The organism is Photobacterium sp. 53610 (assembly GCF_036409375.1).
Taxonomy (GTDB): domain Bacteria; phylum Pseudomonadota; class Gammaproteobacteria; order Enterobacterales; family Vibrionaceae; genus Photobacterium.
On sequence record NZ_JAXOFS010000002.1, the window covers coordinates 413,613 to 432,163 of the forward strand.

Annotated in this window: 16 protein-coding genes; 8 read left to right on the forward strand and 8 right to left on the reverse strand. The window is 48.9% G+C overall.

The genetic code is table 11. From position 1 onward, the window contains the following. The first annotated feature begins 166 nt into the window (after positions 1-166). Positions 167-1,171: a low-specificity L-threonine aldolase gene (gene ltaE, locus SPK40_RS08475; protein WP_330960365.1), complete on the forward strand. Its 1,005-nt coding sequence runs from the start codon at positions 167-169 to the stop codon at positions 1,169-1,171. 43 nt (positions 1,172-1,214) lie between these two features. Here ltaE and SPK40_RS08480 read toward each other — a convergent pair whose 3' ends face one another. After that, the gene (locus SPK40_RS08480; protein ID WP_330960142.1) at positions 1,215-1,745 is read right to left on the reverse strand and encodes a cytochrome b/b6 domain-containing protein; all 531 of its coding nucleotides are present in this window, start codon (positions 1,743-1,745) and stop codon (positions 1,215-1,217) included. A 246-nt stretch (positions 1,746-1,991) separates the two neighbouring features. Between SPK40_RS08480 and SPK40_RS08485 the strand changes: the two genes are divergently transcribed. Beyond that, the gene (locus SPK40_RS08485; protein ID WP_330960143.1) at positions 1,992-3,578 is read left to right on the forward strand and encodes a phosphoethanolamine transferase; all 1,587 of its coding nucleotides are present in this window, start codon (positions 1,992-1,994) and stop codon (positions 3,576-3,578) included. A gap of 113 nt (positions 3,579-3,691) precedes the next feature. Here SPK40_RS08485 and nhaD read toward each other — a convergent pair whose 3' ends face one another. Further along, positions 3,692-5,092, reverse strand: coding sequence for a sodium:proton antiporter NhaD (nhaD, locus tag SPK40_RS08490; protein WP_371929443.1), 1,401 nt, complete (start codon positions 5,090-5,092; stop codon positions 3,692-3,694). Positions 5,093-5,388: 296 nt separating this feature from the next. Continuing rightward, the gene (locus SPK40_RS08495) at positions 5,389-6,747 is read right to left on the reverse strand and encodes an endonuclease (protein ID WP_330960144.1); all 1,359 of its coding nucleotides are present in this window, start codon (positions 6,745-6,747) and stop codon (positions 5,389-5,391) included. 277 nt (positions 6,748-7,024) lie between these two features. Between SPK40_RS08495 and SPK40_RS08500 the strand changes: the two genes are divergently transcribed. Then, entirely contained in the window at positions 7,025-8,257 is a 1,233-nt protein-coding gene (locus SPK40_RS08500; protein ID WP_330960145.1) for a D-alanyl-D-alanine carboxypeptidase family protein, read from the forward strand. A gap of 20 nt (positions 8,258-8,277) precedes the next feature. Here the strand turns inward: SPK40_RS08500 and sgrR are convergent, their stop codons facing one another. Both sgrR and SPK40_RS08510 read right to left on the reverse strand, forming a co-directional pair. Continuing rightward, positions 8,278-9,978 (reverse strand): HTH-type transcriptional regulator SgrR, encoded by a 1,701-nt coding sequence (gene sgrR / locus SPK40_RS08505; RefSeq protein WP_330960146.1) that lies wholly within the window; start codon positions 9,976-9,978, stop codon positions 8,278-8,280. Between the two features lie 277 nt (positions 9,979-10,255). Further along, on the reverse strand, positions 10,256-10,912 hold the full coding sequence (locus SPK40_RS08510) for a hypothetical protein (RefSeq protein ID WP_330960147.1): 657 nt from the start codon (positions 10,910-10,912) through the stop codon (positions 10,256-10,258). A gap of 322 nt (positions 10,913-11,234) precedes the next feature. On the opposite strand from SPK40_RS08510, the gene SPK40_RS08515 reads away from it, so the two are divergent. From SPK40_RS08515 to SPK40_RS08525, 3 genes are all read left to right on the forward strand, one after another. Further along, the gene (locus SPK40_RS08515; RefSeq protein ID WP_330960148.1) at positions 11,235-12,092 is read left to right on the forward strand and encodes a lipase family protein; all 858 of its coding nucleotides are present in this window, start codon (positions 11,235-11,237) and stop codon (positions 12,090-12,092) included. 131 nt (positions 12,093-12,223) lie between these two features. Beyond that, the gene (locus tag SPK40_RS08520; protein WP_330960149.1) at positions 12,224-12,739 is read left to right on the forward strand and encodes a hypothetical protein; all 516 of its coding nucleotides are present in this window, start codon (positions 12,224-12,226) and stop codon (positions 12,737-12,739) included. A gap of 303 nt (positions 12,740-13,042) precedes the next feature. Next, positions 13,043-14,041: a sphingomyelin phosphodiesterase gene (locus tag SPK40_RS08525; protein WP_330960150.1), complete on the forward strand. Its 999-nt coding sequence runs from the start codon at positions 13,043-13,045 to the stop codon at positions 14,039-14,041. Positions 14,042-14,117: 76 nt separating this feature from the next. Here the strand turns inward: SPK40_RS08525 and SPK40_RS08530 are convergent, their stop codons facing one another. Then, positions 14,118-15,299, reverse strand: a complete 1,182-nt coding sequence (locus SPK40_RS08530; RefSeq protein WP_330960151.1) for an amino acid aminotransferase — start codon at positions 15,297-15,299, stop codon at positions 14,118-14,120. 236 nt (positions 15,300-15,535) lie between these two features. On the opposite strand from SPK40_RS08530, the gene SPK40_RS08535 reads away from it, so the two are divergent. Both SPK40_RS08535 and SPK40_RS08540 read left to right on the forward strand, forming a co-directional pair. Next, positions 15,536-15,847, forward strand: coding sequence for a DUF3081 family protein (locus SPK40_RS08535; protein WP_248142159.1), 312 nt, complete (start codon positions 15,536-15,538; stop codon positions 15,845-15,847). Between the two features lie 375 nt (positions 15,848-16,222). Beyond that, positions 16,223-16,384: a hypothetical protein gene (locus tag SPK40_RS08540; protein WP_248142158.1), complete on the forward strand. Its 162-nt coding sequence runs from the start codon at positions 16,223-16,225 to the stop codon at positions 16,382-16,384. A gap of 111 nt (positions 16,385-16,495) precedes the next feature. Here SPK40_RS08540 and gcvT read toward each other — a convergent pair whose 3' ends face one another. Together gcvT and SPK40_RS08550 are read right to left on the reverse strand one after the other, a co-directional pair. Next, positions 16,496-17,614 carry a glycine cleavage system aminomethyltransferase GcvT gene (gcvT, locus tag SPK40_RS08545; protein WP_330960152.1) on the reverse strand — a complete coding sequence of 373 codons (1,119 nt, stop codon included), beginning with the start codon at positions 17,612-17,614 and terminating at the stop codon, positions 16,496-16,498. A gap of 209 nt (positions 17,615-17,823) precedes the next feature. Further along, positions 17,824-18,459: a helix-turn-helix domain-containing protein gene (locus tag SPK40_RS08550; RefSeq protein WP_248142156.1), complete on the reverse strand. Its 636-nt coding sequence runs from the start codon at positions 18,457-18,459 to the stop codon at positions 17,824-17,826. Between the last annotated feature and the right edge of the window lie 92 nt (positions 18,460-18,551).

The following is an 18,551-nucleotide window of genomic DNA, read 5'->3' on the forward strand; positions in this document are numbered from 1 at the left end:
AATCACCTGAAAATCAATTCAATATCAGTCAATTACCTGATTTCGCATGCATCGTTTATTTTTCGTGGTATATATAGTGAACAACCTCGAAAAACGCACCTTGAATGGTGCAACGATCTGGAAAAACATGATGACCACCAGCCATACCGACACATCCAAACCCTACATTGATTTTCGTTCCGATACCGTCACCCGTCCATCTGATGCCATGCGCCAGGCCATGGCAAATGCCCCTGTCGGTGATGATGTTTATGGTGACGATCCAAGCATCAACGATTTGGAACAATGGGCAGCCGAACGACACGGGTTTGAAGCGGCTTTGTTTTGCAGTTCAGGCACACAAGCCAACCTGCTGGCACTCCTGTGCCACTGTGAGCGCGGCGACGAATATCTTTGCGGACAGCAAGCACACAACTACAGATTCGAAGGTGGCGGTGCGGCTGTTCTGGGTTCGATCCAGCCACAGCCTGTCGAAAATGATCCGGACGGAACCATTCCGTTCAGCAAACTTGAAGCAGCGATCAAGCCGGACGATCTCCACTTTGCCCGTACCCGGCTCCTGAGCCTGGAAAATACAATCAACGGTAAAGTACTTCCCCTGTCCTATCTGGCTGAAGCCCGTGCTTTCGTAGACCAGCACAATCTGGCGCTTCATCTTGATGGTGCCCGGGTCTACAATGCTGCCGCAGCGCTGGACGTCGATATCACTGAAATCGTGAAGTATTTCGACTCTTTCACCATCTGCCTGTCCAAAGGACTCGGCGCACCCGTCGGTTCACTGCTGCTTGGTGATCAAGCCCTGATCCAAAAAGCGATACGCTGGCGAAAAATGCTGGGCGGTGGCATGCGTCAGGCGGGTATTCTGGCAGCTGCTGCTAAAATCGCGATTCAGGAAAATGCAACCCGGTTACGGGAAGACCATGAGAACGCCCGCTATCTTGCAGCGCAGCTCAATACCGTCCCCGGGTTCAGCACGAAACCTGAATTCGTCGAAACCAACATTTTATTTGCCAAGGTGGACAGCCACATCAATCAAACCGCACTGGCTGAAACCCTGAAAAACCAAGGCATCCTGATCAGTACTGGCCACCCGATGCGTCTGGTCACCCATCTCGATGTGAGCCGGGATGATATTGACGACTTCATCTCGGCATTAAAAGCCGCGTTATAAAATGAAACCTGCCGCAAGGATTTCCATTGCGGCAGGTTCCGTCTTATTTTTGACCCCGCCGGCCGGTCAGCATCCCTTTCAGATACTGATTGCCCGTCAGCTTGCTCATCATGACAACAGCAAAGACATGGAAGATCACTGCAAACAACGTCAGATTGACCAGAAATTCATGAACTTCTTTAAACAGTTTCTTTGCATTAAACAGCTTTTCGTGAGCTGCCCAGCCACTCAAAGTACAAAGCACCAGTGCACCCCATAAGAACCAAACCATGAAGGCACCTAAAGGGTTATGCCCGTGATGGTCATCTTTTCCGGTTTCCCACAGGGTACTGATATGTTCCCGGGCCTTACTGACTGAAGGCACAAAACTGCTCAACCTTGCTGCCCCTGTCACCCGGGTTCCCCACAGTAAACGCAACAGAATCAGCAACACCATGACATAACCAACCCACTCATGAGTTGCTCCCCCTTCCTTCGTGAACACATAATTGGTGAAGAAGAGTGCTGCGACGGACCAATGAATAAATCGGACAAAGCGATCCCAGAGAATATCGGATTGCTGTTGAGTAACCATGTTCGCTCCTGTTGAGGATTCATCGAAATCATTTCTGCAGTATTCATGCTGTGTCTTAAGAAACGCTTAAGAAATTGTATTGATCAAAACTGAAAGCTTTTATTACCGAAATGTGACAAGTCCATATACAATTCTTAAGCATCTCTTAAGAATTAATCGTCATAGTGCATTCATTGTCCGCATCACAATAATTAACTTATGCCAAACATAATAAAAAATGTTTTCAAAACAAGAATTACACTGACGATGAACGGGTTTATCCTGCTCATGTCAGTGTATTATGCTTTCATCTTGAATATGCCTGTGATCTCAAAGATTTATCAGGTAACTGGCTATCATCTGACACCTTTCATCATCAGTTCGCCCTGTCTGCTGTTTTTTAGTTTTGTCATTATTTTTTCCATGCTGTGCCAGCCTTTTATTTTCAAACCTGTCAGTATTTTATTATTGATTACATCTTCATTAGCCTTCTATGCGGCAATGAAATTCAGGGTCATGTTTGACTATGGCATGATCGAAAATATCTTTGAAACCAACACCAGTGAAGCCAGTTCTTATCTGAATGGCAGCTCTTTGTTTTATCTGATTTTCTTCGGGATATTGCCGGCCATACTGGTTTTAATGACGGATATCATTTACTCGAAAAGTATTTTCAAAGAAATCCTGAAACGAGTCGTCTTAGTGCTGGCAGCCTTCATTGGCCTCGGCTTGATTGCCATGTTTTTTTATAAAGATTACGCCGCTGTCGGCAGGAATAATTCGTATCTGAATAAAATGATCAACCCTGCGCACGCCTACAATACCTTTAAGTACATTAACCGGAACTATTTTACGACCCCGGAACCATATCGCCCGCTGGGTGAAGATGCCAAGCTGCTGCCTGCGAAAAACAAGAAAGACACCCTGGTTGTTGTGGTACTGGGTGAAACGGCCCGCGGAATGAACTTCAGTTACAACGGTTATAAGCGTGATACAAATCCCTATACCGCAGATATGGGCCTGATTTCGTTTCAACAGGTCTCTTCATGCGGCACAGCGACAGCAGTTTCAGTGCCTTGCATGTTTTCCAACATGAATCGTTCCGACTACAAAAAAAGCAAAGCCAATAATCAGGATAACGTCATGGATATCATTGGCCGCGCAGGTGTCACATTGCTCTGGAAAGATAATGATGGCGGTGATAAAGGTGTTGCCAAGAATTTCGAAAAAATCAGTCTTGATCCGACTGAGGAGAGTTCATTCTGTAATGGTGAAACCTGCCACGATGAAGCACTGCTCACCCATTTCGATAAAGAAATTACTGCACGTCAGGGAAACAAGCTGATCACGATTCATACCATTGGAAGCCATGGTCCAACCTATTTTCAACGGTATCCGGAGTCAATGGCACGTTTCACTCCGGCCTGTAACAGCAAAGATATTGAAAAATGTTCAGATGCAGAAATTCGGAACACGTACGACAACACCATTGCGTATACTGATTTCTTCCTGTCAAAGCTCATTCAAAAGCTGAAGCATTATCAGGACAAATACAATGTCGCCCTGATGTATATTTCTGACCATGGAGAATCGCTGGGTGAAAATGGCTTGTATTTACACGGTACGCCGTACACCATCGCGCCAAGAGAGCAAACAACCGTTCCCTGGCTGATGTGGATTCCGGACCAATATGCAAAAGCAAAAGGTATTGATAAGAACTGTCTGTCTAAACTGGCAACGTCCAGACATTTTTCTCAGGACAATTTCTTCCATACCCTGATTGGTTTTTATGGCGTAGAAACCACAGCCAAAAACCCGGAACTGGATATTACGGCAACCTGTAAAAGCAGCTGAGGTTTTCTTCGAAACTTAAAAGAACCTCAACCCAACAGGGCTGATATCACATCAGCCCTGTTTTTTGTTTATCTTGCTTATCCTGCTTGTAATGGTTGTATTGATAGTCTTGTTTATCCGAACTCCGCGGCATTCATCGCCAGATGAACGGCAATACTTAAGATGTAACCCAATGCAACCGCTGGTGCCCACTTCAAGTGTCCGAAAAAGGTGTATTTCCCGTGTGCCGCGCCCATCAACGCAACGCCTGCAGCAGAACCAATCGAGAGCAGACTCCCGCCGACACCGGCAGTCAGTGTCACCAGCAGCCAGTTTCCAACAGCCATATCCGGATTCATGGTCAGCACAGCAAACATCACCGGGATATTATCGACAATGGCAGACATCACACCCACCATGATATTGGCCCAGACCGGATCCCACTGGGTATACAGCACATGCGATGCAACGCTGAGATACCCCAGCAGACTTAACCCGCCCACGCACATAACCACACCATAGAAAAACAGCAATGTGTCCCACTCTGCCATTGAGATACGACGGAAGACATCAAAGGGCACCACAGAACCTAAACGGTCCAACGCTGCATGATCATTATTCGCAATGGCTTTCGCCCGTTTTTTCTCCAGCGAACGAGGCAGCGTCTTTTGCAGGAAATAAGCGAACAAAGACAAATATGCCATCCCCATCATCATCCCCATCACGGGCGGATAGTGCAGATAGGTATGAAAGACAACTGCCGTCAGTATTGTCAGCAGGAAAAGTAAAACAATCCGTTTTGCCCCGCGTTTCAGTTCAACAAACTCACTGGTCGTCTCGGGTTTGGTGCCCGGCACAAAAAACGACATGATCAGCGCTGGAACCATGAAGTTCACCAGGGCTGGGATAAACAGTTCAAAAAACTGGGAGAATCGGACCAGTCCGGCCTGCCAGACCATCAGCGTTGTAATATCCCCGAAGGGACTGAAAGCGCCACCGGCGTTCGCTGCGACCACAATATTAATGCAGGCAAGGTTGATAAAACGTGTGTTGTCGCCCCCGACTTTCATGACAACCGCACACATCAGTAAAGCTGTGGTCAGGTTATCTGCAACCGGCGAAATGAAAAAAGCCAGCAACCCGGTCATCCAGAACAAAGACTTGAAGTGAAAGCCCTTGCTCACCATCCAGGCCTGCAGACCATCAAACAATCGCCGCTCATCCATCGCGTTAATATAAGTCATTGCCACCAGCAGAAAGAGCATCAGTTCCGCATATTCCAGCAGGTTATGATCCAGCGCCACATGCGCCACTTCTATCATGTCATTTTGTTTGTAGGCCCAGCCGACCAGAATCCAGATCACACCGGCTGCCAGCAGCATAGGCTTTGACTTGCGAAGCTGAAGATATTCCTCCGCCATGACTAAGCCATAAGCAACGACGAAGATGAGAACAGCCAGATAACCCATGGTTGTCTGTGTTAAATCCAGCCCGGACTCACCTGTACCGGCTTCCGCTGTGAATGGCAAAATCATTACAAAGAAAATGAAGACAAAAAAAGGCAGTTTCACACGCATTCTCGACTCCCTGAGACAACAAGCTCAACATACAACGCACTGTATTGTTTACATACAGTGTGGCTCACCTCAGCAATAATGCGATGAAATTCCTGAAAAAATCTGAAATGTCTCACCAAGCATCACCCGGACTTTACGGCACCGGATCCATCGGGATATCAGATTTGACGAATGCAGCACGCCGACGGTGACAGGCATCCGGGCACAGAAAAGTACAAAAAAAAGGGGCCATTCCGGCCCCTGAGAGATATGAATTATTTTCCCCAGATTTCAGTCACAAATGCAGGGTAATCTACGAAAGGATTACGGTTCCCCTGGAAAAGATAGGCTGATTCGTTGCGATCCCGCTCTTCCTGACTCACCGGATCCTCCTGATGCCATTTCAGTAACAGGGCCAGGAACCAGCCTTCAAAGACCTGATCAGAACTGCCATCCAGTACCGCATCACCATAGGAACTGTCCGTTTCCCAACCGGAAATGACATTCTGATAGCGGGTCGCCATATAAAAATAGGCCCGGGCGACATCACCTTTAAAGGCATCAACGGGCTCAAACACTGTCCCTGAATACCCCAGACCGGATGCAGCCACACCCAGCTTCGACCCGTTTGCTGAAGTAAAAGCCGCATTGCCGACTTCACCATAAGGGTAGCTGCTGCGTTTCGAGTTCACGTACCCGTCTGTCGGGAAGATATGGTGAACATCCGTATTCATCGGCGCGATCGCCCCGCCAAACCAGCTCCGCGGAAAAGCATGCTCCCGGTTATAACATTCCCCCTCGCCGCGATAGGTACCGCACTGATGATTACCAGGTACAAAATGATAGGCATCGGCCCCGGAAGGATTTTCCGAATAAATATCCAGAATGGTGCCGTCTTTTTCGTAGGTTTTATCCAGATCATAAGCCGTATAGAAAGACCACAGATCACTGTAACTTTGCGCACTGTGATTCCGGATAATCTGATAAAGCGCAGTTTTCAGTGAATATCCGGTCAGACCCGCTGCGGTTTGATAATAGCTGGACAGATCACTCAGCCCACCTCCGGAGTCGTTCCCGTCCGGGTCACCCTCCCCGCTATTACCGCTACCCGAATCACCACCCTCGGATGGCGCACTGCTCACCGTCGGCTCAAACTGATCCACATAGACCACTTCAGATCCATCAAAACCGGACTGGTCGTAGAAACGTAACCCAACCTCTATGCTGCCTGTGCTGGTTGCCGTGTAACGATAGCTGAGTTGTTGCCACGCACCCGTTTTAGACGGTATGGAATATCCCTGATACCCATCCACATACAGCCGGGCGGCAACACCACCTTCCGTATGATAAACCCACACACTGAAGTCATAACTTTCGCCGCTGGTTACACTGACAGTCTGTCGAAAGTCGGTCTCACTTTGCGTGCCGGTATTGACCGTAATCGCAGCGGCGAGGTTTCCTGAATGAAGCTGACTGCTGGTTTCAGTAACCTGGATCCCTGAGTCTGTCGTTGTCCAGCTGTCCGGACTCCCGTTGGACCAGAGTTCAAAATCACCATTGCTAACCTGTGCAAATGCCACACTGTGTACACTCAGCGTGATCAGACCAATCAGCGGCAATATCGCTTGTTTCATAAGTCATCCCTGTATCGATGTTAAATTATTGTTAATTGAAAAGGGAGGGATAAAATTGCACACAACTCCCGGTTTTTGAACAAATTTACGCATTCGATGTCATCTTTTTGATAACTAAGTCAAATTAGCAGTCCGGGATGAAACAAAAATGAAAACAGGCAATTGACAATACACTTACTCACAGGGAGACGAGGTTCAGGGTAAAAATTATCCTCATGAACAGAGTTTTTACTAAGCTGAAAGTAACCTGGCCTCTTCTGAACTGGGATACTGGATTATGATGAAAACACTGCTTAGACCTGTTTTGTTGTACTGGACTATCAGTCTGTACTTTTCCCTGATTACCCCTGCCTCGGCTGAAGACACGCTCATGCCAAGCCCGCCAGAAATCGCAGCAGATGCATGGGTTTTAATGAGTTACCAATCCGGTCAGGTGATCGCAGGCAGCAATCAGAATCAAGCGCATGCGCCTGCCAGCCTTGTGAAGATCATGACCAGCTATGTGGTCGGTAAAGAGTTAAAAGCCGGTCATATTCACGGTGACGATAAAGTCGTCATCAGTGAAAACGCCTGGGGACAAAAATTTCCCGGCTCCTCCAAAATGTTCCTCAATGTTGGCGATGAAGTCACCGTGGATGATTTAAACCACGGCGTGATCATTTCATCCGGGAATGACGCAACAGTCGCGCTGGCCGAGCATGTGGCCGGACATACCGCCGCGTTTATTGAAATGATGAATCGCGAAGCAGAAAGACTCGGGATGCAAAGAACTTACTTCACAACCCCGCACGGACTGGACAGTGACGAGCAGGCAACAACAGCTTATGACATGGCGCTGCTGACCCGCGCCTTCATTCATGATTTACCTGAGATGTATGGATTATTTAAGGAAAAATCTTTTACATTCAACAAAATAAAACAAGGCAACCGGAACCCCTTACTCTGGGATACCAGCCTCAATGCCGATGGTGTCAAAACTGGTTATACCAAAGAAGCGGGATACAGCCTGGTGTCATCCGCATCGCAGGATGGCTTCCGGTTAATCGCCGTGGTACTTGGCACGAAAGATGTCAATGCACGGCGCAACGAAAGCAAAAAATTGCTGACCTGGGGTTTCCGCTTCTATCAGGATCTCGCCCCCAATTTCGACAAAAATACGCTGAAAAAAGCCAAAGTCTGGTACGGCTCTCCATCCAATGTTCAGGTGGAACTAGGCGATGGCGGGGTAATCACCGTTCCCCGCCGCCAGCGAAAAAGTCTCGACCACAAAGTGTTTTATAATTCCAACCTGGAAGCACCGGTGGCTAAAGGACAACAGGTTGGAAAAGTTGAATGGTATCTGTCTGACTCACTGATCACGGTTCAGCCTATTCTGGCGGCGGAAGCATCTGAAAAGGCGCCTTGGTATAAGTCGATGATAGACACTGTCTGGCGCCCGATTGGCCGTTGGTTCAATGATCAGGAATGGGATCCCCGCGACGACAAAGACGCCCCCGAAAGCACGCAGTAATCCTATCTCTCAGCCAGGGCTTAAGATTCCAGCCCTGGCTTTAACCAGACCGATTTAAAATCAAACCACCCCATAGAATTAGGTTCCATCCCCTGTACCGGCCCCGCACTGTAAACCCCAAGCCAGGCATGAAAGAGCGGAATAATCTGCCCGCTGCGTACCAGCACAGAACCGATATCATGACTGGGACAGCTTTGCTCCGCGAATGCCCGCCAATGCATCACCTGCTGATCCAGCGCTTCAAATTCTGCTTCAGGCATGACCCGCGCAATGTGGTCAAAACTGTAGAACCAGGCAAGAAACGCATCATCTCTGTGGTTACTCATGCTCATGCCGTTGAGCCAGATATCAATCTTGTCTGCGTATTTGCCTGTCAGCACATCCGTATTGCTGATTTCCATGACTTTCAGCCGAATCCCATCTTCTGCAAGAATACGTTCAATCGCCCGGGCAACTTCATGATAAACCGGATGATCCTGGGCAAACGCCAGCGTGACCATCCGTTTTGCGGGCACATCAACATGGGCTGAAACCGAATTCGTGTCCGTCCAGCCCGGCAACATGCCATAAGCATTAATCAGACGCATCTCTCCGATTTCAGCCGGATTCATGCGGGACAACAGTTGAACCGGGCCCAGACGATTCTGGAAATAGGCTTGCCATTGCGGATCGCTGGCAAGACCGTTCACCCGGTTCAGCAGCAGGTAGTTACACCCCTCATCTAAAGTCAGACGCTCTGAGACTTCCTTGATTTGCGTGGCAACCCGGTCCGTACTCGGCTGCAGATAACAGGCTGTGACGCCAGTCAGGATCCAAATCTCAACCACATCGATCAGCGCCCGGAATCCGAAATACTGATCAAACGCTTCCAGCGTCAGCCGCTGTTTATCGTTCTGCACCACCTTGTAAGCGCCGGTCCCGATCGGGAACAGCTCTGCTTCTTTGGCCGTATCCAGCTCAGCCGGCTGAATTACGGCCATGATATTTGCCAGCAGATCCGGCAATCGCCTGTCATCATGACTGAGGCGGATATCGATGGTATTCGGAAACGGTGAGCTGATATTTTCCAGATGACGAAACAGCCGATGCGACTTCAGCCTTTCAAGACTCACCAGCACATCTTTGCTTTCCAGCAGACTGCCGTCATGAAAACGAACCGCCGGACGCAGATAAAAACGCCAGTGACGCGGGGAGAAAGCTTCCCAGTGATGCGCCAGATCCCCCTCGACTTCCTCTTTTGCCTCATTTATGCGTGTCAGACCGTTGAAAATCTGCCGCACCAGATGCTGCTCTGAACGCCGCAGCGGCCGGAGCGGATTCAGGTTGGTAAACGCTCGGTAATACGGCACGCGCACAATCTGACGGCCTTTCTGAGTGGTCAGGCCCAGCTGTTCCTGAATCAGTTGTGCCAGCCGGTTCGCATCATGTCCCAAAGCTTCCAGTGCGGGTTCCAGCTTGCCGTCTGCAACCAGTTTTCGGGCATGGTTGTATTGCAACTCAGTATCTGTGCTGTGAAACACCAGCCGTGACTGCTTGCCCCGCCCTATCGCCGGTTCCCAGTCTATCCAGCCTTTTTCCACCATCTTATTGATGACCATGCGCACATTCCTGCGGGTACAGAAAAGCACCTCAGAAATGTCCTGAAGGTTGGTATCACTGTCCTGTCCGGAAAAATGGGTATAAAGACGTTGGAACTGGGTTTTGAGGCGCTGACCACTCATAAAAAAGAGGAACCTTTAAATAGGAATTGTTCAATTTTTTGTTTCCCTATTTTAGTCTAAATTATCATGTCATGAAACCAGCACAATTGGGCTGACGCAGTACATTTCTGCTTAGAATGAGAGACTTAGCCAAGTGTTGCCGGTTTCATTCTGCAACCGGACAGGATGGAGTTTTCCCCCGATTTCTGCTCCTGAGTGCCTGTTCGGTTGCTTTTTTATCCGTATAAACACGAAAAGCGCCTTTCGGCGCTTTTCGTCACATCTGTACATCCTTCAATCAGGACGCATCAGAAATTTTCGTGGCTGCAGTCTGTTTCTTCTGTAATTCAGCCAATTGCTTTTTCAGCAGTTCATTCTGAGCAATCAGCTCTTTCTTCTCTGCCTGCCATCCGGCCTGTTGCTGTTGCACTGCTTTCTTCTCAGTTTCCAGCGCGGTTCTGGCTGAACGGAGTTCTTCATTTAATGCCTTCACTTTTTCATCGCTGGCATCCAGTTCGGTCTTGGTTTTACGGAGATTACGCTGCGCCGTTTGCTTCGCCTTCAGTGCTTTCTCACACTCGACGGCTTTCTTCGCTAAGGCATCTTCCAGCTCGACATACTGCTCACTCAGACTGTTGTCATCATGTTGCCCGGTCACAGCATTCCAGCCGGCCACCAGGTTGTCGCTCGCCAGTTGCATCATGTCGAAAGGAAAAACCAGTCCTTGTTCTTTGGTCTGCTGTATTTTTTGGTTCAGGACTTTATCGGCTTCTTCTATCTTCTTGAGCGTCGTTTCGTAACTGTCCTGCGTCGCTTCTTTATAATGTTTCGCCGCTATCGATTCCCAGATCCGGTGTACCTGCATCCAGGTTCCCACGGGATTTAAATAAGCATTCGGGTCAAAGACCGGCGAAGACCACTGTTGTTCCAAAGCCTTTTGCAAACCGTTTTCCATCAGTCATTCTCCTAAGATTGGCTTCTCAATCGCAATTGTCCTTGTGAGCCCCACAAAGGGGAGTATGCCAAAAACAACATAGCACGCCTGTCACACAATGCCAGATGCGCATAGTTTACCACCTCAAAATGACAGTATCTTGAACAAAAAACAAGCATCACAACGCTTTATCACATGAATTTACAGGTGTTTTTACATGCCGGACATATGCATCACAGTGAACTCACAGCGCGTGAAAAGACAGACTGTCATGAATTTGCGATATTGCCCCGATACCCTGAAGGGAGGACAAAGCATTAACAGGGGCCTCTTTCCGGTCTGTATGAAGAAACTTAAACGCTATCAGTATGAGCGCTATGCCATTCTTTGCCGGCTGGCCTACCCGTCTGACTTTGATCACACTCAGTATGGTTTCGACATTGAAGGACGCCGGGACATCACCGATCGCTGGGGACGCACCATCATCCGCATCCTCTGGAGTGAGGAGAAAAAAGAAGTCATCGTGGTTTTCAAAGGCTCCCAGAACCTGTGGGACTGGTTACTCAATTTTGCCTGCTTTCCGAAGAAATTACCGGGCCGGGGAAAGCCATATCATGTGCACTGGGGCTACCATTATCTGCTGGAACAGAACAGCAAGCTTGAAGACAATCCATACAGCCAGCCAAATCCTGCCATGTCGACATCACAAGCCATTGACTACCTGCAGGCTGCGGATACCCGGCATTTTCAGGGGGAGTCTATTTATCAGCAAATCCGGGCCACGCTGCTGCCGTTAATCCTTGAAGGGAAACGCGTGTCGTTGACCGGTCACTCATCCGGAGGCGCGATGGCTGTACTGACCGCGGAACGGCTGGGTCTTGAGCATCCTGATGCGATGAAACGCGTGGTAACCTTTGGCCAGCCCGCCGCCGGATTCTGGAGCTTCAAACGTGCATACAGTTATCACCACTGCACCTACCGGATCTGCTGCGATCTGGATATAGTGACCTTTCTGCCGCCAATTCCCTGTCTGCACTGGCACGTCGGCAAAATGCTCTGGCTTCATAATGAAAAGATTTACGACAACATTTCTACCCCGGTCAGGCTGTATAAATCACTGCTCAGCTGGCTGTTGCGGCCCATTACCTACCATTACATGCACAAATACATCCGAAACAAAGATTACTTTGATAAACACTGATGACACGGCGCTTTCAGCAGCCTCATGACAACATTAACGGCGATGAATTGAACGCATTTCAGCAATTTGGAATACCTTCTTCAGCGGCTTTCCTGTATGGTTGGGGGCTGAGTCCAGATGAAGCCATAAATATGCAGCCTCAAGTCACACAATTAATTACGCTGAAAAACGCCTGGATGGCCAGTCATATCCTTGATGCGGAATTCCCTACTCCGCTCAGCCAGCAAGGTCTTGCCATCTATGAAGCCGCTCAGGCTGAACGAAATGCCACTCAGATTCAGGACGCACCGTCGCTTGCTCAGACTGAACTGCTCAGTTTCTATCCGGTTGACTGTCACCCGCTGACCATTCGTTACGCGATGGTTTCGGCCAGTCAGTGGGCAGATCAGGAATCTGAAGCCATGGTTGAATTCCTGACCCAAATCATGCTGGATGACGACAGCCCGGCTCGCTTATATGTCGGTTTTTATCAGGGTAAACCAGCGGCCTGCGGCATGATTTTTTCTCACCCGGACTGTCCGGACGTCACTTTAATCAGCGATATCTGTGCTTTCCCTCTTGCCAATCAGGACGCGCTGGTATCTGCCATGACAGCCTGGCTGATTGCGCAGGCTTCAGAACAAGCTGAACAACTGTGGATCTGCTGATTTCCTGGCCTGCGGATAAACTTTCACGCAGGCTGCCTTATTTCATTTCCCGCTCCGCATCTTTATTTTTTCTGTTTCTTTTCTGCTTCTTTTCCACCCATTTTGTGCCTGTCTGACGCATATTGATTGTTAACGCTTCGGTAACAAAAAATTTTACTTCTTCGAGTTTATTCTCATTTTTGTTTATTTTTCTGTTAGTTAGAGACTGATTTCATCCATCAGTAACACCGGCTTAACAATATGGCTTCTATCATTTATCGCGAGAATGAATCTCTTTAAAAAAATTCAAAAAGGAAACTTGCGATGAAAAAAACCTTCGGAGCAGTGTGTTTATTGCTGTCCGCATTCACACATGCAGAAACACTGAATGTCATGAACTACAACACCCTGCTCCTGCCGTTTGGTGACTGGGATCAGGCCAACCGTGCCCAACGGATTCCGGACGCCATTGCGGCCATGGACAATAGACCGGATGTGCTGATCATCAATGAAGCCCTCAATGCAGATTCAGAAGTCATGCTCAATGAACTCGCTTCACTCTACCCTTATCAGACGCCGGTTGTCGGTCTGGACTGCAGCGGCAGAGGATGGGATGCACTGACCGGCAACTGTTCCAACTCGATTGTGGTCGTTCGCGGTGGTGTCGCCATTTTGTCCCGCTACCCGATTCTGAGTCAGAAAGCCCACGTCTATCAGGCCAGTGACAAAAGCACCTGGGACTACTACGCCAATAAAGGCTTTGCCTATATTGAAATTGAGAAAAACGGCCAGCATTTCCACGTGTTAGGGACGCATTTACAATCCAGCACCGATAACCCGGATAAAGAACATCCGGTTCGTATGGCGCAGCTGGCGGAGATGCAAAACTTCATCGATGCGGAAAATATTCCGGCATCAGAACCTGTCGTGATTGCCGGTGACCTGAATGTCGAATGGAGCCGTCAGGATCAGATCCAGGACATGCTCTCTACCACACAAAGCAAAGTGTATTTCCCCGATCCCTCTGTCGGCTCATTTTCTGCCAAGTACAACTGGATCACCAAAGCCGGTGCATACAGAGACGGTTATTCTCTGAGTTACAACGATACGCTGGACTATGTCTTGTGGCACAAAAACCATCTGCAACCCACAGCTCCGGCGGCCATGAAAGTCGTGAAGCTTCAAAGCAGAGAACAATGGTACTGGCATTATCTGAAGGGCAAATGGCCACTGCCTGAGGGTGAATACTGGCATGATGGCTACTACAGTGATCTGTCTGACCACTACCCTGTTCAGGCGGAGTTTGATTTTCCTGATCAATAACATGCAGGCTTAAACAAGAAGGAGCACCTGAGTGCTCCTTCTTCTGTTAAGGTCGTTCGGAAAAAAGAACGTGTACTCAGCGGCTCACAGCCAGTAACGCTGAGGCCAGATAATCCAGTCTGTCTTCCTGAAGGCCCGCAATATTAATACGGCCATCACCCACTGCATAAATCCCGAACTCTTCACGCATACGGATAATCTGCTCAGGGCTGAGACCCGTCACCGAGAACATCCCTTTGTGGTGTTCGATGAAGTCAAATGCCTCAGAACCCTGATTGCGCACAGCCTGAGTCAGACCGGCACGAAGGCGCAGCATGCGCTGGTTCATCTCATTCAGCTCGGCTTTCCAGTTTGCGGTCAGCGCGTCATCGTTCAGAATCGTCGCAACCAGTGCCGCACCATGATCAGGCGGCATCGTATAAGAAGAACGGGCCAGTTGCAGAATGCGGCCTTTGGCTTTCTGTGCTTCTTTCAGGGAATCACTGATCACAACCGCAGCACCTGTTCGTTCACGATACAAACCGAAGTTCTTTGAACAGGAAGTCGCAATAATCATTTCTTCAACATTGTTTGCCAGGTGACGCAGGCCCGCAACATCCTCCTCCAGCCCGTCACCAAAGCCCTGATAGGCAATATCGACGAAAGGCAGGAAGCCATTTTTGTTTGCCAGTTCAGTGATTGCCTGCCAGTCTGCAAAAGAAATATCCGCACCTGTCGGGTTATGACAGCAGCCGTGCAGCAGAACGACATCTTTCGGACCCGCCTTCGCCAGCTCCGCGAGCATCGCTTCGCTGTTCACCTGTTTGGTTGTCGGATCGAAATATGGATAAAATTTAACTTTCAGACCCGCAGCTTCCATCACAGGCTTGTGATTGACATAGCTTGGGTTTGAAATCCAGACGGTGGTACCCGGCTGAGCCAGATACATCAGATCAGCCAGCATACGCAGTGCACCACTGGCACCCGGCGTCTGCACAGCAGCTGCACGACTGTGTGCCGATGTGCCCTGCAGCAGCAGATCCATCATCGACTGGTTGAACACTTCATCACCGGCCAGTCCGACGTAAGATTTCGTCTTCTGGGTTTCCAGCAGTCTGTGCTCGGCCTGCAAAACCGCCTGCATAATCGGTGTCTCACCCACACTGTTTTTATACACGCCAATTCCCAGATCCATTTTGTCGGAACGGGTATCTTCGCGGAACATTTGTGTTAAGGAAAGAATGGGGTCAAGTTGTGCTTCTGTCAGCTGCTTAAACATCAGTATAAATTCCGTTTAGTTATTGCGATGACTGTCAAATTATCACGCGTCCAGCGACAGGTCACTACCCCTTTTCATAATTCGTCATCCCGGGTGTTTATCAGGCTGAACAATGATTTGTAATGAAATTGTTACAGTTGGAATTGATCCAGATTAAGCAGTGAGCACTTAAGCTTGCAAGCGCCTCACCAACTCCTAAATTTAAGACAGAAAGGTTTATCTGATCGGAGGCGAACATGAAAAACAGCGTTGATATTCGTACCTTGCTGAATGTCTATGAAAAAGTAAAAACTCAGGGTAAAGCTGTCGAAAACGGCAAACAGCTGGAAGATATCATCTGTAGCGAAAGTTATGATGGCTACAGTGTCAGCCTCACCGACGGGAACGTCAGTGTGGATGTGAACTTTCATAATACCTATCACTTCCACACGCTCAACGAAGATCCCGACACCGTGATCAATCAGACCACAGCCGAGTTTCACAACAACAATGAGTCACAGATTCAACGTTTTATGAATAAGCTGAACGAATTAAACAACCGCTACTGATACTCAGCAAACGCCAGACTCGCAGAGCAAAAACAGCGCCTTACGCGCTCACTTGTTGTGTCTGACGTTTGACTGCATCTCCCGCCATACGGACTGTGTCCGAAACAGTACTTTGTCAGCAAGCATCCCCTGCTTTCGCTGCCTATCGCCTTGAAGTGGCTGGTAAACAGGTTTTACCTTGTCATGACAATTACACCAATTTTGCTGACTATCCTGTATTTCAGTTGTAATCATCAAGTCTTTTGCAGAAAAGCTGGAACGAACTTTGTCGCCCCATCCAGGAACAAATCATCACAGCAATTTCTGCCCGGTGCTTCGTATCGACATGACCGGTACAGAGCATACTCGACAATAAAAGCATAAAGAGAGAAAACGATGAACGCAGATTTACTGAATAAGCAAGAGCAAGAGCGTGTCATTGCGGCACTGAATGAATGTTACCGCCGTCTGGAAGCAGCAGAAATGACACCTCAGGAAATTTCTCAGGACGGTTTCAGTCTGATGTTCACTTCTGCATATAACATGCTGAACAGCTGAAACTGAGTACCCTTTCCCCCGGGTCTGTCAGATGTTCAGTCTTATGCAGATAAAAAGGAGCGCATGGCGCTCCTTTTTACATTTCAAGCCAGTCGCATTTCAAACCGGCAATCAGCCGCGGTAGTAACGCTGCGGTACAAACGGCATTTTCTCAACCGTCATCGGCAGCTTCTTGCCACGAACTTCAGCAAAAACTTCGGTACCAATCGCCGAAAACTCAGTCTTCACATACGCCATTGCAACCGGTGCTTCCTTGGTTGGTCCGAACGTACCACTGGTCACAATACCAATTTCATTGTCATTGGCATCAAACAGCTTGCTGCCTTCACGGACAGGCGCTTTTGACTGACCAATCAGACCAACACGCTTACGGGTAACGTCTTTGGTTTCAATTTGCTTCAGAATCAGATCTGCACCCGGGAAACCACCAGCACGCTCACCGTCGGCACGACGTGGCTTACTGATCCCCCACAGCAGGCTTGCTTCTACAGGCGTGGTTGTCGTATCGATATCATTGCCATACAGGCACAGACCGCACTCAAGACGCAGGGAGTCACGCGCACCCAGACCAATCCACTCAACTTCTTCATAGCCAAGCAGTGTCCGCGCCAGCGCTTCCGCCTGATCAGACGGTACTGAGATTTCATAACCGTCTTCACCGGTATAACCCGAACGGCTTACGTAACACTCAACACCCTGAAGCTCCAGCTTCACCGCATCCATGAACAGCATGTCACTGACCGCCGGGTTCAGACGCGCCAGAACCTCCGCAGCTTTCGGACCTTGCAGCGCCAGCAGCGCGCGATCATCAATCACTTCCATTGTCACATCTTCAGGCAGATGCGCCTGGATATGCGCAATATCCTGTGCTTTACAGGCCGCGTTCACCACGACGAACAGATGATCACCAAAATTTGTCACCATCAGATCGTCCAGAATCCCGCCTTCTTCGTTGGTAAAGAACGCGTAACGCTGCTTGCCATCAGGCAGATCAATGATGTCAACCGGAACCAGCGCTTCCAGTGCCTTCGCTGCATTTGTGCCGTGCAGACGCAACTGACCCATGTGCGATACATCAAACAGGCCGGCAGATTCACGGCAGTGAATGTGCTCTTTACGCACGCCCAGCGCGTACTGAACAGGCATGTCATAACCTGCAAAAGGGACCATTTTAGCGCCCATTTCAATATGAAGGGCATGCAAAGGTGTAACGAGAAGATCCTGTGACATTGATTTTTACTCCATTCACCGCATTGCGGCTGTTCCATCAATTCCTGTGACGGGCTCAATCACCAGTCACCGTGAAGATGTTGCTAGCTTGTTGCTAAAATCGCTCTTGTTTCCAATAGTAGACAAAGTTTCCCAACTCTCAACCGACCATGTCACAAAATTGTGACGAAAGCTGAAAGCTCTCTGCTGTGTCTGCTGCTCAAATCTCTTCAGGATGCCGTGACCCAGAGAATGTGAGCATCTTCATCACTGACCGACGCCAGCATATGGCCCATGGTGGCATCGTAATAAACCGAATCCCCTTCATTGAGTTGAACGGGCTCGTAGAATTCAGAAAAAAACAGAATAGTTCCGGACAGAACCAGCAGAAACTCTTCACCGTCATGACGAATCCAATCGGGATAGTCCTCAAACCGCCGGGCACGCACACGAGATTTAAACGGCATCATCTTTTTGTTTCGCAGCTGCGTTGCCAGTAACTCATGCTCGTAAGTCGTGGTCGGATGCGGCTTACCTTCGTCTTTCCGGGTAATATCCCGACGACCGGTCGCCATAATTTGTTTCGGTGGCGCAAAGAGTTGCGGAATATCGATCTGTAAACCGCTGGCCAGTTTCTGCATCGCCTGAAAAGTCGGAGAAATCTGCTCGTTTTCAATTTTAGATAAAGTTGAGCGGGCCAGCCCGGTTCGCTTACTGGCTTCTTCCAACGTCAGGCCATGAGCCATCCTGATGTCTTTCAGCCGCTTTCCGAGCTGCATCGGCTCAATACTTTCTTTATCAGGTTCCTGGTCCCTGGCCACAGTCAATGATGGATACGGATCCACGTGGTTTTCATCACTTGTCATCTTTGCCCTCCAAGGCGACTTCTGACCTCATTCTGGCACAGGCTGTTCACAACAGGAAAGCGAGCCAGTAACAAAACTATGACCAAGGCATC

What these genes read in the sequence shown, in the direction of transcription:
- SPK40_RS08480 (WP_330960142.1), bottom strand. Translation starts at nt 1,745, where the DNA reads ATGGTTACTCAACAGCAATCCGATATTCTCTGGGATCGCTTTGTCCGA.
- SPK40_RS08485 (WP_330960143.1), top strand. Translation starts at nt 1,992, where the DNA reads ATGAACGGGTTTATCCTGCTCATGTCAGTGTATTATGCTTTCATCTTG.
- nhaD (WP_371929443.1), bottom strand. Translation starts at nt 5,092, where the DNA reads ATGATTTTGCCATTCACAGCGGAAGCCGGTACAGGTGAGTCCGGGCTG.
- SPK40_RS08495 (WP_330960144.1), bottom strand. Translation starts at nt 6,747, where the DNA reads ATGAAACAAGCGATATTGCCGCTGATTGGTCTGATCACGCTGAGTGTA.
- SPK40_RS08500 (WP_330960145.1), top strand. Translation starts at nt 7,025, where the DNA reads ATGATGAAAACACTGCTTAGACCTGTTTTGTTGTACTGGACTATCAGT.
- sgrR (WP_330960146.1), bottom strand. Translation starts at nt 9,978, where the DNA reads ATGAGTGGTCAGCGCCTCAAAACCCAGTTCCAACGTCTTTATACCCAT.
- SPK40_RS08510 (WP_330960147.1), bottom strand. Translation starts at nt 10,912, where the DNA reads ATGGAAAACGGTTTGCAAAAGGCTTTGGAACAACAGTGGTCTTCGCCG.
- SPK40_RS08515 (WP_330960148.1), top strand. Translation starts at nt 11,235, where the DNA reads ATGAAGAAACTTAAACGCTATCAGTATGAGCGCTATGCCATTCTTTGC.
- SPK40_RS08520 (WP_330960149.1), top strand. Translation starts at nt 12,224, where the DNA reads ATGCAGCCTCAAGTCACACAATTAATTACGCTGAAAAACGCCTGGATG.
- SPK40_RS08525 (WP_330960150.1), top strand. Translation starts at nt 13,043, where the DNA reads ATGAAAAAAACCTTCGGAGCAGTGTGTTTATTGCTGTCCGCATTCACA.
- SPK40_RS08530 (WP_330960151.1), bottom strand. Translation starts at nt 15,299, where the DNA reads ATGTTTAAGCAGCTGACAGAAGCACAACTTGACCCCATTCTTTCCTTA.
- SPK40_RS08535 (WP_248142159.1), top strand. Translation starts at nt 15,536, where the DNA reads ATGAAAAACAGCGTTGATATTCGTACCTTGCTGAATGTCTATGAAAAA.
- SPK40_RS08540 (WP_248142158.1), top strand. Translation starts at nt 16,223, where the DNA reads ATGAACGCAGATTTACTGAATAAGCAAGAGCAAGAGCGTGTCATTGCG.
- gcvT (WP_330960152.1), bottom strand. Translation starts at nt 17,614, where the DNA reads ATGTCACAGGATCTTCTCGTTACACCTTTGCATGCCCTTCATATTGAA.
- SPK40_RS08550 (WP_248142156.1), bottom strand. Translation starts at nt 18,459, where the DNA reads ATGACAAGTGATGAAAACCACGTGGATCCGTATCCATCATTGACTGTG.